The organism is Nonomuraea insulae (assembly GCF_042656245.1).
This window is the reverse complement of sequence record NZ_JBHSPA010000095.1, coordinates 1-14,433: the sequence shown is the minus strand read 5'-3', so window position 1 is coordinate 14,433 and position 14,433 is coordinate 1. Positions and strand designations below refer to the sequence as shown.

The window sequence follows — 14,433 nt, the reverse complement described above, 5'->3', positions numbered from 1 at the left end:
GAAGCCGTGGGTGTTGTGGTCGGGGGCCTCGGCTCGTTGCCACAGCCCGCCAACAGGAGGATCAACGCCAGGTACACCCTTAACGGCATGAACACGGAGCCTACTCTCGCGCGTTCGCCTGGGTGACCCGCTTGCGCTCGGGTGAGCGGTGGTGCCGAGCACGCGGACGCGCCTGGTAGCGAGCTCGATGACGGCCAGGATGTGGCTGGCGTTGCCCGTTCAGGGTGAAGATGTACGGGGTCGGTTAGCGCAACTCGTCTCGGGCTGCGTCGAACAGTTGCTTTCGCAAGCGATGGAACTCATTCTGCTCTGGCAACACTTTCCGCTCGCGCATCAGGACCAGGTCCGCGAAGCTGCCCATGCCGCCGGAGAGATTGAGTACGTGACGGACCGCGTACTGGAGCAGTTCGGGCGAGTCGCGGTCACGGGCCTCGTCGACCTCCAGGAGGTGGCGCCTCAGGGCGTCGGCCCAGCCGGTTTCGCCGACGCCGACGAGCAGCTCGATCAGGGCGACCAGCACGTTGTGCAGGCGGTCTTCCTCTAGTGAAGTGGCCATGAGTTCAACACCTCAACTCCGGGGATGTTCCAAGGTTCTCGGATGTAGACCTGATCGGTGCCGCCCATGTACCAGGAGCCTTGGTTCGCGACTTCTCCTTCGAAGACTCGCGCACCCGAGGGGATCTTGATGGCGTAGCCGGTGTTTACGATGCACTCCTTGCCGTCATCCCATACCGGCGGAAGTGCCTTGTCGATACGCGTCTGGATCGCCCCCACCGGTCTCTGCACGGAGTAGTACTCTCCCAGTTCCCTCGCCGTGTTGCCGGCCCGATAGAGGACGGTGTCCTCCGTCAGGATGCGGGTTGTGTAGCGACTTCCCGTGAAGGTGGCGGCGGTCACCGGGTCCAGGACGTCATCCCCGCCCCGCACGCCGTAGGGGGCCAGGCCGAGAGGGTCGGCGGTGGTGATCGGGTTGTGTACGAACGCGTACGGGTTCGGGCCTGGTGCCAGGCCGAGCGGGTCGCTGCTGATGTAGTGGGCGGTGGCCGGGTCGTAGTGGCGGAAGAGGTTGTAGTGCAGGCCGGATTCGGTGTCGGCGTACTGGCCGGGGAAGCGCAGCGGGCAGTCGGCGCCGGTGGACAGGGTGCCGAGGTCGGTGCCCCATAAGGTGGGGCGGGTGCGCCAGGCCACGCCTCCGTCGGGAGTGATCAGTTCGGTGGGGGTGCCGAGCAGGTCGGTGGCGATGGCGTAGAAGGCCTGGTCGATCTGCTCCTGCGGGATGCGTTCCGTCTGAGTGAGGGGACGGTGGGTGCCGGGTTCGAAGTCCCAGGTGGTGGTGCGTTCGGTGGTGGTCTGTTCGGCGATGATCTGGCCGTCCCAGACGAAGTCGACGCGGCCGGTGCCGTCGGCTCGTTCCTTGGCGATCCGGCGGCCCAGGGCGTCGTACAGGTAGCGCCAGGTCTGGCCGTCCGGGGTGCGCACCTCGGTCAGCCGATCGTCGGCGTCCCAGGTGTAGTGCCAGGTACGCGGCCCGTTCGACAGGCCTTTGCGGCGGCGCGCGATGACCCTGCCCTGGCCGTCGTACTCGTAGCGGTCCTGCCCGGCCCTGCGGATCAGGGTGCCGGTGTAGGCGCGCTCGCCCTGATCCGATGAGGGGGTGGCCCAGGTGGCCCGGGTGATCTGGCCGGCCGGGTCGTAGGCGTAGCGTTCGTCGAAGCCGTTGCCGTGTACCGCCGTGACGCGGCCGGCGGGGTCGAGGTCGAAGCGGCGGCGGCCGGACAGCAGGTCGTCGATGGCGCTCACGTGGCCGTCGGCGCGGTAGTCGTAGCTGCGGCGCTGGCTGACGTGGCGGGAGACGCTCCAGGTGTGGGTGCGCAGGCGGGAGTCGGGGTCCCATTCGCTGGACAGGGTCAGGCCGGGGCCGATCTGGCGGGTGATCTCCCGACCCGCCGGGTCGTGGACGAAGTCGATGGTGTGCCCGCCGGTGTGGAGGGTCTGGGGCAGGTCGCGGTGGTCGTACTCCCAGCGGCTCTGCGCGCCCGAAGGAGTGCGGCGCAGCACGCGGCGGCCGAGCCGGTCGTAGACCGTGGTCACGGTGGCGCCGTTGCAGGTCTCGGCGATGACCCGGCCCTGCTCGTCACGGTCGAGGCGCAGGTCGGCATCGGCGTTGACGGCCCTGGTCAGGTGGCCGAGCGCGTTGTACTCGAAGGTGGACACCCGCTCGCCGGAGCGCTGCTCGGTGATCCGGCCGAGCAGGTCGCGGGCGTAGCGGATGCTCTCCCCCGCACCGTTGACGCGTTCGACGAGTTGCCCAGCCACGTCGCGGCGGTAGGTGAGGCGGCGGTCGTTGAAGTCGGTCTCGGCCACCAGGCCGCCGGCCGCGTCGTAGCCGTAACGCCAGACCAGGCCGTGCGGATTGCTCACCGAGACGAGCCGCAACTCGGTGTCGTAGCCGAAGCCAAGCCGGGCGCCGTCGGGGGTGATCTGTGCGGCGGGCAGGTCGAAGGGGCCGATCTCGGTACGGGTGACCTGGCCGAGCGGGTCGGTGTGCTCGATCTGGTTGCCCTCGGCGTCGTACCGCCAGCGCTCGGTGGCGCCACCCGGCAACGTTCGGGCGGCGAGCCGGCCCTCCACCGTCCAGGCGTAGCGGCAGGTGTTGCCCAGCGGATCGGTGACAGTGGTGATCCGGCCGAAGGCGTCGCGCTCGTAGCGGGTGCTCGCGCCCGACGGGTCGGTGACCGCCACCGGCAGCCCCGCCGGGTCGCAGTCCACGCTCCAGGTGTGGCCCAGCGCGTTGGTGAAACCCGCCAGGCCGCCGTGGGAGTGATAGGCGTACTGCGTGTCGTCCCCGCGCTCGGTGAACAGGTTGCCCCGCTGGTCGTAGTCGAGCACGTGTGTACGGCCGTCGAAGTCGACGATGGTGACGGCCAGGCCGAGCTGGTCGCGGACCAGGCGGGACACGGCGCCGTCCGGGCGGACGATCGAGGTCGGCAGACCGTGCCCGTCGTAGGTGTAACGGGCTGTGCGGCCCCGCGGGTCGGTGCGGGCCAGCAGGTGGTCGTAGCGGTCCCATTCATAGGAGGTCTCGTGCCCCAGCGGGTCGATCTCTCGGACGACCTGGAGCTGCTCGTTGTAGTGGTACGTGGTGGTGTGGCCGAGCGAGTCGCGGGCCACGGTCACGCCGTCGCCATAGTCGATCTCGACGTCGAACACGCCATCGGTGCCCGTGCCGCGCATGCAACGGCCCTGCTCGTCGTAGGTGTAGGCGTACCAGCAGCCGATCCGATCCACCCAGCGGGTCATCCGGCCCTGCTCGTCGTAGCTGAAGCGCAGGGGCAGGCCGGAGGAGTTGATCACCTCGATGAGGTTGCGGTGCTCGTCGTAACGGTAGGCGATGAGGGTCTGGCCGGCCTCGCGCAGCCGGATCGACACGATCAGGCCGGCGTGCGTCTCGATGTCGAGGTGGTAGCCGCCGGAGTGGATCACCTCGGCGAGCACGCCGCCGGCGTAGCGCAGGTCGATGCGGTTGCCGTTGCGGTCGCTGATCGCGATGAGCGGCAGCACGTCGCCCACGTCTTCTTCCACCGCGGTGAAGTGCAGCATGTGGCCGGTGGCGGGATCCGTCACCTGATACCCGTCGCCGTCGCGGGCCAGCATCAGCCGCGGCCCCTCCTCCGGCAACACCACCTCATCCGGCCCCGGATGCGCGAAGCTGAGCAGCGCGCCACTGGCCAACGCCAGGCACACACCCCGGTCGTCGATCTCCAACCGCTGGTCAAAGGTGGAAGCCCAGGACGGCCCGAACCACCGTCCGGCCCGATAAGTCGACAGATGGGCACGTTCGAGAACCAGCGGCAGCACGCCGGGCAACTCGAAGTCGCTCTGAGGCAGCAATACCGTGCCGGTCGGGAAGTACACCGGATCCTTGCTGAAGAACTGCTTGGTCTTCTGCCACGCCGTGCCCGCCGCCGTCGACGCCCGACCCGCCCCGCCCCCCAGCGCCCCGCGCAGCCCCGCACCCCTGACCGCCGTCGCGCCTGCCGGGATCCCGGCGCGGAACAACCCCATCGCTGTACCGCCCCCGGCCCGCACGCCCGCCGCCAGCCCGCCCAGCGCCGCAACCGCCTTGCCGCCCTGGGCCAGCAGCCCCACCTGACGGCCACCCGGGATCACGCCGATGCCGTCCAGGACGACCTGGCCCAGACCCGCCTTGCCCTGCCGGTACTTGTTCAGCGAGTCGGCGAACACCACCGCCCCGGCCACCACCGCCGCCCCGAGCAGGATCGCCCCCGCCACCCCACCGGTCCCGATGATCAGCACCGCGATGCCCGCCACCATCGCCACGTTGCGGGCCAAGTTCACAAAGTCATCCCACGACCGGAACGGAGTGGAGACCGTCTCCCACGCCTTCTCCAGCCACGACCTGTTCTGAATGCCGCTGCCTTCCAGCGCCCGCTCGATCTCACCGACCGCCCGCGACTCCGCATCCCCGCGCAACCCGGCCGCCTCATCAGCGATCCGCCGCGCCCGGCCCCGATCCGCCTCCGCGTTACGCGCCCGCGCCACCGCCGGCCGCACCGTCGCCTGCACCGCCGGATCGGCGGCCCCGATCGCCGACTCCACCTCGGCCAGACTGCCGGTGGTCGCCGAGCCGGGCAGCTGGGCCCGGATCTCACGCAGCGCGCCCTGGTACTGCTGCTCCGCCGTCTGTCCCTGCCGCAGCGCCGTTCCGGCCTGGGTCTTGGCCTGCTCCAGACTGCCGGCATAGGTGCTCAGCGCGCTTCCCGCACCGCGATAGGCCTTGGCCAGCTTGGCCAGCTCCCCGGGCAGCGTCTGCAGCGCCTCGGTGTATTTGGCCGCGTAGTCGCCACGCATGTTCAGCGCCGAACTGTTACCCGAGACCCCGTCCAGCCGGGCCGTATTGTCCTCGGCCAGCTTCGCCTGCTCCACCAGCCGGGTGGCCAACGCGCGGACCTGCGCCGGATCCCCCGGAGCAGGGTCGCCTGTCAGCCCAAGCGTCTCCCAGCCACCCGGCATGTGATCACCCGCTTCGCCGACCCCTGATGAGGTGTCGCGGGAATGTACGCAGCCGGCGAAGCTCGCAGTTCAACAACTGCCGTCATCGGCATAGATCGACCGCGCATCGACCGTCAACCCGAACCGGTCGTAACCGGGCCTGCCGAGCGAAATCCAGTGCCCGACAAGCGGACAACAGCGCCCAAAACCGCCGGTCGCGGAGCGGATGACGCCTAGTGTTCTACCGGGAGTAGGGCTGGCCGTACTCGGCGAGCAGGTCCGCGCTGAGCCGGCGGCGCTCGGGGGTGAGCGGGTGGGACCGAGGTATCCAGACGCTGCCGCGGTCTGGCGCCCGGTGGTCGCCCTCCACACCGTTGTGGGAAAGCGTCCAGATCAGGCCGTTCGGCTCGTCCAAGTAGGCCCTCGGTTCGTACAGCATGGAGGGGCCGGGCGGCCCCGGCGGAAGCGGGATCTTCGTCAGGCTGGTGAGGGACACCTCCGCCCACTCCTCGGGAGTCGGATTGCTGTAGTCGTCGGGGCCCTCCGGGCGCGGCCACCGCCACGTCTGGAGCAGGGACTCGGTGCGCTCGGCCAGGGCGCGGCGACGCGCTGCCGTGGCCGCCTCACGTTCGAGGACGGGTGCGGCTTCGTCGGGGGTGGCGGCGCGGACGATGCTCTCGTGGATTTCGTACCAGATCTCGTCGTCGGGGTCGTAGTCGCCGCGGCTCTGTGTGGCGAGGCCGACAGCGATGAACGAGATTGTTGCGTTGAGGTAGAACTCTCTTGTTTCGAAGCCGATCGCGTCGGTTGGCCGGGGCTCGCCCGGGCCGAGAAAAACTTTGACGCGAGCTGTCTCTCCCGCGGCGGGACCTGCCGGCATGTCCGGAATCCTGGGACTGTCTCCGGCGAGGATTCGCCAGGTGGGGGCGCTGTCCGGGTTGAACGGGTGGGGCGGGCACGCGCCTTCGCCGTGGGTGACGCGCCAGTAGCCGCCGGCGCCATGCACCTCGCCACTCCCGAAGGGGACGTCTTGCAGGCACTCGACGCACACACCGGGCCTGGCGTCGTCTGGAGCGGCGGGCGCGGCCGGGACGGGAGTGTCGCGGCACTGACCGTCCTCGTGCTTGACCAGCCACGTGCCGTACTGGCCGCGGGTCTGGTAGAGAATGCCTTCCCCCACGGGGACGGGGTGGCGGCAGTTGCCGCATGCCTGCTCATAATAGTTGTGCAGAGGTGGGCGAGGCGGGCATGTTGTGTGGCAGACGCGGGCCCGGCCTTCGACCTGCATCAGCCTGCCCTCACCGGCCGGGACTTCGAAGCGGCACAGGTGGCAGTCCTCAGCGCGGGTGTTCGGCCGGGCCGGGCCGGAGCTGAGCATGAGCGGCCTGTATCGCCGCGGCTTGAGCGTGGCGACGTGGCCGGAGATGTCGGCCAGGACCTGAGGATCGATGGTGCCCGCCGGGTTGGTCCACGTCCTCAGCTCGGTGAGCGGGGCGTCCTCAGCGTCGGACACCTGGTGAAGGGTGACGATCGCGGCGCCCCCTGGGGCCTTGTCGAACATGACGACGAGCTCGCCGGCTGCCAGGGCGTAGACGGCCCCGCGGTCCAGCCAGTCGCCTTGCAGCGCGGAGCCCTCTCCGGCGGCGTCGGCGTTGACGGCGTGCACAGTCTTGGCCCACGACTCGGCGGGGGGCTCGATCGGGTCAGGGATAAGGGTCCTCATGGTGGTCCCTTCCGACAGGCGGAATGTCTCGAGGATCGCGCGACGGTCGCCGTCGCGTCCAGGGCTGCGCCGCCGCCAAGGGCGCTCCCGAGATCAACAGGCCTCCGGTCCTGACGGCTGCCGGCACCGTCACCTCAAGCGACCGAGACCAGGCATGGATGAAACACGCATGGTGCTGGCGTTGAACCTCTTCGTAGGAGAGTTGGCCGACCTAGGGACGGATGACATGCCTCTTGAGGGTGAGTACGAACCCAGCGCTGCGCAGTGGGTACGTGAGCAAGTGGAGCTGTACGAGAACTCCGGCGGTACCAAGGGCACGACCTTGAGGGACACGGGATGGCCCGTCATCGTGATGACCAACCTGGGCGCCAAGAGCGGCAAGATCCGCAAGACGCCGCTGATGCGGGTGGAACATGAAGGCCGATACGCCGTGGTCGCCTCGCAGGGCGGCGCTCCCCAGCACCCCGTCTGGTACTTCAACCTCAAGTCCGAGCCCCGTGTGGAGCTTCAGGACGGCCCGGTCAAGCAGGACATGAGGGCTCGTGAAGTGACCGGCGCGGAGAAGGCCGAGTGGTGGCAGCGTGCGGTGGCGGCTTATCCGCCGTATGCCGACTACCAGAAGAAGACGGATCGGGAGATCCCAGTGTTCGTACTGGAGCCGGTCGAGGACTGATCGCAGGAAGGCCTGCCCCACTGCACGCGTGCCACCGCCGCCGGCACCCGTGAATCCCGCGCGCTCGCCGTCCCAGTGGGGCTATGGGAGAGAGGTTCCCTGCACGGCCTGGATGTCCAGCTCGACCTTCACCATCGCGCCGACCAGGTTGATTCCGGCCCGCACCACCTGGTTGTACGTCATCGCGAAGTCCTCGCGACGCAGCTCGGTCTCGGCGTGGAAGGCCGCCCGCAGGCCGCCCCACGGGTCCGGGCCGGTGCCGAGGTAGGCCAGGTCGAGGTCCACGGGCCGCGACACCCCGGCGAGGGTGAGCGTCCCGTGGACGGTCCACCGGTCGGGGCCCGCGGGGCTGAGCCCGGTGCCGCGGTAGGAGATCATCGGGTACGACGCCACGCCCAGGAAGTCGGCCGAGCGCAGGTGATCGTCCCTGGTGGCGTTGCCCGTGTCGATCGAGGCGGCGGCGATGTCGGCGGCCACCGTCGAGCCCTCCGGGGTCGTGCTGACCTCGATCCGCCCGGCGAACTGCCGGAACCGCCCGCGTACGGTGCTGAGCCCGAGGTGCTGGGCGGTCGCCGCGATCGTGCAGTGGGCCGGGTCGAGCGTCCAGAGGCCGGGCGGCGGCAGGTCGTCGCCGCCCTGCCTGGCCAGCACCACAGTGCCCAGCTCGGCCACGCCCGAGGCGGTCACGATGGCCGTCAGCGCGGCCGGCGCGTAGCCGATCGCGGTGGCGACGGCCGTGTACACGCCGGGCGCCAGCGGGCCGCCCGACACGATTCCGTCGGCATCGGCCTCGGCCCGCACGACCTGCTGCCCGGACGTGTCCGTCACCGTGACGACCGCGTGCTGCACGGCCCATCCGTCCTTTGTGCGGACCGCGGCACGCAGGCCCCGCCGACCGGTCGAAAGGCCCTGCTGCCTGTGCTGGCTGGTGTCCATGGTGCGTGCTCCTGCTCTCCCCTGCTCGTACGTCCGGAGCAGTGCTTCGTTCGGAAATCTGGGACGGTCAGTCCTTGTGGGCCAGCCACAGATCGCGGTCGTCGTCGTCCCTGCCGTTGATGGTCACGGTGTCGGCGATGGGCGGGTAACCGGTGGCGATGAGGGTGTACTGGCCGCCGGTCAGGTCGGCGAAGGCGTACGCGCCGTCGTCCGCCGTGGTCGTGGTGCCGACCACGTTCCCGGCCGCGTCCAGCAGCGTCACCCGGGCGTCGGCCAGCGGGGCTCCTTCGCGTACCCGTACGGTGCCCCGGATCCGGGTGCCCGGCCGCAGCTCGACGTCCTGCCGGGTCTGGCCGGCGCCGTGGGTCTCGACGAAGACGGCGGTCGGACGGTAGGAGTCGGCGCTGACAGCGAGCGTGTAGTTGCCTGCAGACACTCCGGAGAAGGAGTACGTGCCGTCCGGATCGGTCGTGCTCGTGGACAGCACCTCGCCGCGGACGTCGGTGAGTACGAGCACCGCGCCGCGCACCGGCTTCCCCTCCAGGTCGCGTACGGTGCCGATGAGCTTGCTCGATCCGGCGAGGATCAGATTGAAGTCGAGCGGCTGCTCACCCACGACGAGCGTGGCCACCTGCGGATCGCGGTGGGCGGCGGAGGCGATCAGGACGTAGGTGCCGGTGCCAGGCGCCCAGATGCTGTAGCCGCCGTCGGCCAGGCTCATGGCCCTGCCGAGCTGGTGGCCGTGCAGGTCGATCAGGGTCAGCGTGGCATGGCCGACCGCCTGGCCGTCGTCACCGCTGACGAAGCCGCGGATCTCGACCGCGCCCTCCGGCCGGGCCGCGTACGCGCGCTGGGGCTCCTCTTCCAGGACGGCGGCGGCCGGATGGGTGGTGGGGGTGTGGTGCGGGGCCGCAGCGGCGGCGGCCGGGTTGCGGCGCGGCACGAAGGCGGCGAGCAGGAAGGACAGCAGGGCGGCGCCGGCGCCGATGGCCAGCACCACGCGGAAGCCGTCCTCGGAGGGCAACTCGGCGGGCCCGAACCGGGTGGTCATCTCGGCCAGGATGACCCCGGCCACGGCGCTGGACACGGAGGTGCCGATCGCGCGCATCAGGGTGTTGAGGCTGTTGGCGGCGGCCGTCTCGGAGATCGGCACCGCGCCCATGACGAGGGCGGGCATGGAGGCGTACGCGAATCCGATGCCGGCCCCGATGACGCAGGAGACCAGGACGAGCTGCCAGACCTCGGACATCAGCACGATGTTGAGGCCATAGCCGGCGGCCACGATGATCCCGCCGAGCATCAGCGTCACCTTCGGCCCGTAGGCCGCGGACACGCGGGCCGCGATCGGCGCCAGCAGCAGCATGACCACGCCGGACGGCGCCATGACCAGGCCCGCGGCCAGCATCGACTGGCCGAGCCCGTACCCGGTGGCCTCGGGCAGCTGGAGGAGCTGCGGCAGCACCAGCGACATCGCGAACATCGCGAAGCCGAGCATGATGGAGGCGAGGTTCGTGAACAGCACCTGCCGCCGCGCGGTGGTGCGCAGGTCCACCATCGGCTCCCGGGTACGCAGCTCCCACCAGCCCCACAGCAGCAGCACCACGACCGCCGCGGCGAACAGGCCGATGGTGAGGGGGTCGCCCCAGCCCCAGTCGGCGCCCTTGGAGATGGCGAGGAGCAGGGACACCAGCGCGCCGGACAACCCGACGGCGCCGACGAAATCGAAGCGCCCGCCGCTGCGTACCGCGGATTCGGGCACGAGCGTCAGCACCAGGATGAACGCGACGACCCCGAGCGCCGCCGCGGTCCAGAACAGGACGTGCCAGTCGAAGTTCTCGGCGATGAGGGCGGCGGCGGGCAGGCCCAGCGCGCCGCCCACGCCGAGCGAGGCGCTCATGGAGGCGATGGCGGAGCCGAGCCGCTCGGCGGGCAGTTCGTCACGCATGATGCTGATGCCGAGCGGGATGACGCCCGCGGCCAGGCCCTGCAGTGCCCGGCCCACGATCATGAGTGTCAGGGAGTCGCTGAGACCGCACAGGACGGAGCCTGCGATCAGCAGGAACAGGCTGACCAGCAGCATGCGCCGCTTGCCGTACATGTCACCCAGCCGCCCCATCACCGGCGTGGCGGCGGCGCTGGCGAGCAGCGTGGCGGTGATCGCCCAGGTGGCGTCGGCCGCCGAGGCGTGCAGCAGTGTGGGCAGCTCGGGTACCAGCGGGATGATCAGGGTCTGCATCAGCGCCACCGCGATCCCGCTGAAGGCGAGCACCACCACGAAGGTGCTCGCCCGTGGCGGGCTCGCCGCGTGCGCGGCGTGGGCCGGGTTGTCAGTCATGCGGGAAGCCTCCGTTGCGCGGGGAATTCAACGTCCAGAAATTAAGTCAATCAGTTGAGTTAAGATTAGCAGCGGAGATCTGGTCGCTCATCGCGGGATCAGGTTTGGCGAAGTTCACAACGCGGCGAGATCATGGTGAACGGACTCAGGTGAGATGGTGACGATGACCGACAGGACCGCGCGTGCCGAGCGCGTCGAAGTGACCCGTGACCACATCCTGACGGCGGCGGAGCGGCTGTTCGCCGAGCACGGCGTGTTCTCCGTGTCCAACCGGCAGATCAGCGAGGCCGCCGGGCAGGGCAACACCGCCGCGGTCGGCTACCACTTCGGCACCAAGACGCACCTGGTCCGCGCGATCGTGCGCAAGCACAGCGAGTCGATCGAGGGGCGACGCGCGCAGATGGTGAGCGCGATCGGCGGCTCCGACGACGTACGCGACTGGGTCTCCTGCATGGTGCGCCCGGTCACCGAGCACCTCGCGCAACTCGGCTCTCCCACCTGGTACGCCCGCTTCCTCGCGCAGGTGGGCACCGACCCCGCGCTCTACGCGATCACGGCCGCGGAGAACCACGCCTCCTCCGCGCTGCGACGGAACATCGAGGGCTTCAACCGCTGTCTGCCCGCGCTGTCCCCCACCGTGCGTACCGAACGGGGCGAGATGACGCGCCAGCTCGTCCTGCACACCTGCGGCGTCCGCGAACGGGCACTCGCGGAAGGCGCCTCCACCCCCCGCAAGAGCTGGCACGACACTGCGACCGGGCTGGTCGACGCCCTCGTCGGGCTGTGGCTGGCACCCGTCACGAGCGACTGACGTTCACCAGCCCATCACGAGCGACTGACGTTCACCAGGCCATCACGAGCGACTGACGTTCACCAGGCCGTCATTCGACGGCCGCGCATTGACCCGCTACCGGGTCAATGCGCGGCAACGGGCTCAGTCCAGCCAGCGGCCGACGCCACGCACGGTGACTTCAAGCAGCTCTGCCGGGTTCGCCGGGTCGGGATAGTAGATGATCATGGTCGTGCCGGCCGGAAGCAACATCTTGATGGCTTGGACGCACCCCGCCACGACCTGCCGCAGCTGATCGGGGGCGGTGTCGTCGATCGGCGCCGCGTCACAGACACCGCCACGATTGTTCATGACCAGCCGCAGCGTGTTCTCACGTAGCGCCACTGCCTTCGTGGCCACGCGATAGGCGAGCTGTGTCTCGAGCTGCGTCGCCGGGGGTGCGATGGGCAGGCCGAACTCCTGCCCGTACAGCAGGCCGAGGCGCTGTTCGAGGGCCGTCAGGTCGTCGTGCAGCCCGCTTTCGACCGTATAGTTCGCCCATTTCGCGAGATCATCGACTGGCGGCAGGCTCGCGATCGGCAGGCCGTTCGCATTGAGCACCCGGCCGGACTCGTCGACGAGATAGCCCTGGTTGTTCAGCTTCTTGATCGACTCGCTCACGTCCTTGAGCTGTTGCGCGGTGTCCGCGTACGGGCACTGCCCTCCGTCCATGACGCATCCGATCGGAAGAATGCGCAGGAGTGAGGTCGCCAGATCAGTCTCGTGAATCGCCGAGAGGATCGTCCGGTCGGACAGGTGATCGCGCAGGTACATCGTCCCCCAGACCGAGTTGTACTGCGCGAACCGAAGCTCCTCCGGGACGAGCGACTCCACGAAGGTTCCCTTCCACTGGCTCGAGTATTTGTCCCAGTCGGGATTGGTCTGGTCCAGGAGCCCGGTGACGCAGTCCGAGAAGTTCTCCTTCATGCTCGCGGAGCCGCCCACGCCGAGGGACTTGCAGGTCTTGACCACATTCCACTGGGAGGCGGCGTTGATCAGGTCCAGTCCGGTCAGGGCCATGTACTCCTCGGCTAGGCGGTGGGCTTCGGTCTCCCGGTCGGAGATCCCCCTTGCCGCGAAGGAGAACAGAGGACTCAGGACGACGGACATGCAGGCGTCCTGGGCCTTGCCGACGAACTGCTCCCTGCAGTGCTTGATTCGTTCCTGGGCGTAGCCGTCCGGGTCGTGGAGCGGGCCCTTGGGGTCGTTGAGAATCTTGTCGACGTAAGCGTTGCAGTCGTTGTATCCGGGCAGGCCGTCCTCGGGCCCCCACTTGCAGTGTCCGTACCACTCGGCCTTGAGATCAGCCAGACGCTTCCTGGCCTCTTCCTGATAGAAATCGAACACCTCGGCGGCTATGCGAGCCGCTTCTGACGCGCTCCTGCCCGCCAGGATCTGCGCCCCGTACGCGGCGTCGTAGGCGGCGAAGGCGCTGGCCGCGTCCTGTGCCGCGGAAACAGCCGAGGCGCGTGCCCAACGAGCCGAGAGTGACGCCTTCCCGGCCGACTGCTGGGCCTGCTTGGTCGCGTTGGCGGCGGTGCGGACGGACTCCGCGGCTCGTTCCGCGGACGCGGCGGCGTCGCGGGCGTGGGCGACGGCCTGGATCGCGAACGTCCGCGCCTGCTCGGCCGCCCTCCCTGCGTCGTTCGCGTAACCGATGGCCTCCTCCGCCGCGCCGCGGGCCTCTGCCGCCGCGGCCTGCGCGGTGCGCGCGAAATCGACGGCGCGCTGCGCGATCTGCGAGGTCTCGATCATCAAGGAGGAGGCGATGTAGTTGTGCGTCGCGGTCGCGTAGTCGCGTTCGGCCGCACGGTGCCGGTCCACCTCCAGGAACTCGACCTGCATCGACGTCGTGCCGGCGAGGGCGATCTGGGCGCCGTTTCGCACCTCCGTACCGTAGGAGTCGTCCCCGGCGATCGCGCCGACCTTCGACCGGACGTCGATCGTGTACGTGGTGTTGTGCGTCACCTCCAGGAATCTCTTGAGGGCGTCCGGGTCGTCCGAGCGCAGGGCGAGGTTCGCCGCTTCCTCGGTCTGCGCGCTGCCGGCGCCGCGGGCCTCGGCGAGGATCCGCCCGACCTGCTCGCGTTCCTCGGCGGCGAGTTCGGGGTAGTCCGGGTCGTTGAGGAACGCGACGACGCCGGTCCACCCGCCGTCGAGAACGTGCTGAGCGGCGGCCCTCATGGCCGGCGTGCCGGTGACCATGAGACCGGTCAGCGTGGTGCGGTCGTCCTGCTCTTCGGCGGCGGCGAGCCCGCTCTTGACGAAGGCGAGGACACGGACGGGTTCGTCCTCACCGAGCGCGGTCACGGCCGCCGAGCTGGTCCACGTGCCGGGCACCGTCGCGAAGTATCGGGCCACCTGCCGTGCCTTGCCGACCGCCAGGACCGGATCGGCCTGCTCGGCCGCGGCCTCGGCGATCAGCGCGTCGATCTGCGGAGTGTGATATTTGCTCATCGGCACCGCGAAGCCGCGAGCATCTCCCAATTTGGCCTTGGCGGCTTCCTGGCTGACGTGCCGGGCGAAGGACAACTCGAGCTCGAACTCGTCCTTGAGCCGTTGGGCGTCCGCCTCACGCGCCGCTTTGTACACGGTTTGGGCCGTCTCGGCCGCCGTCAACGCGTCCTCCGCCGCGTGGTAGGCATTGTTCGCGTGCTGCGTCGCCAGCTCGGCCGCGTTGACGGCGCTGCCCGCGTGCCGCGCCGCGCTCGCCGCGGCGCTCGCCGAGGCCTCCGCGTAGGACACCGCGCGCGTCGCGGCATCGCGGGCCTTGCCGGCGGCGTCCTTGGCGATGTCCGCCTGACGCACCGTCTCCACGGTGGCGCGCTTCGCCCGGTCCGCGCTCGCCTTCGCCCGCGAGGCCGCGGCGAACGCGGCCTTCGCCTCGGCGCTGGACTGCCCCGCATAACGGCCGGCGGCCTCGG

At 69.8% G+C, this 14,433-nt stretch carries 8 protein-coding genes; 2 read left to right on the top strand and 6 right to left on the bottom strand.

Annotated features, from left to right (window positions below):
- Positions 1–244: 244 nt before the first annotated feature.
- The 3 genes from ACFPZ3_RS58040 to ACFPZ3_RS58030 all read right to left on the bottom strand — a co-directional run bounded on the left by ACFPZ3_RS58040 (position 245) and on the right by ACFPZ3_RS58030 (position 6,736).
- Entirely contained in the window at positions 245–556 is a 312-nt protein-coding gene (locus ACFPZ3_RS58040) for a DUF6966 domain-containing protein (RefSeq protein ID WP_379523035.1), read from the bottom strand.
- Complete coding sequence (locus ACFPZ3_RS58035) at positions 541–5,034, bottom strand: RHS repeat-associated core domain-containing protein (RefSeq protein WP_379523034.1); 4,494 nt, start codon at positions 5,032–5,034, stop codon at positions 541–543. The genes ACFPZ3_RS58040 and ACFPZ3_RS58035 overlap by 16 nt, the downstream gene beginning before the upstream one ends.
- Positions 5,035–5,254: 220 nt before the next feature.
- Positions 5,255–6,736 carry a hypothetical protein gene (locus tag ACFPZ3_RS58030; RefSeq protein WP_379523033.1) on the bottom strand — a complete coding sequence of 494 codons (1,482 nt, stop codon included), beginning with the start codon at positions 6,734–6,736 and terminating at the stop codon, positions 5,255–5,257.
- A 226-nt stretch (positions 6,737–6,962) separates the two neighbouring features.
- Between ACFPZ3_RS58030 and ACFPZ3_RS58025 the strand changes: the two genes are divergently transcribed.
- Positions 6,963–7,409, top strand: a complete 447-nt coding sequence (locus ACFPZ3_RS58025) for a nitroreductase family deazaflavin-dependent oxidoreductase (protein WP_379523062.1) — start codon at positions 6,963–6,965, stop codon at positions 7,407–7,409.
- 81 nt (positions 7,410–7,490) lie between these two features.
- Here ACFPZ3_RS58025 and ACFPZ3_RS58020 read toward each other — a convergent pair whose 3' ends face one another.
- Entirely contained in the window at positions 7,491–8,345 is an 855-nt protein-coding gene (locus tag ACFPZ3_RS58020) for a YceI family protein (RefSeq protein WP_379523032.1), read from the bottom strand.
- 67 nt (positions 8,346–8,412) lie between these two features.
- Entirely contained in the window at positions 8,413–10,680 is a 2,268-nt protein-coding gene (locus ACFPZ3_RS58015) for an MFS transporter (RefSeq protein WP_379523031.1), read from the bottom strand.
- 154 nt (positions 10,681–10,834) lie between these two features.
- Here ACFPZ3_RS58015 and ACFPZ3_RS58010 point away from each other — a divergent pair, with 154 nt between their 5' ends.
- The gene (locus ACFPZ3_RS58010) at positions 10,835–11,491 is read left to right on the top strand and encodes a TetR/AcrR family transcriptional regulator (RefSeq protein WP_379523030.1); all 657 of its coding nucleotides are present in this window, start codon (positions 10,835–10,837) and stop codon (positions 11,489–11,491) included.
- Between the two features lie 123 nt (positions 11,492–11,614).
- Here ACFPZ3_RS58010 and ACFPZ3_RS58005 read toward each other — a convergent pair.
- A partial coding sequence (locus tag ACFPZ3_RS58005; RefSeq protein ID WP_379523029.1) for a hypothetical protein occupies positions 11,615–14,433 on the bottom strand: 2,819 nt, incomplete at its 5' end.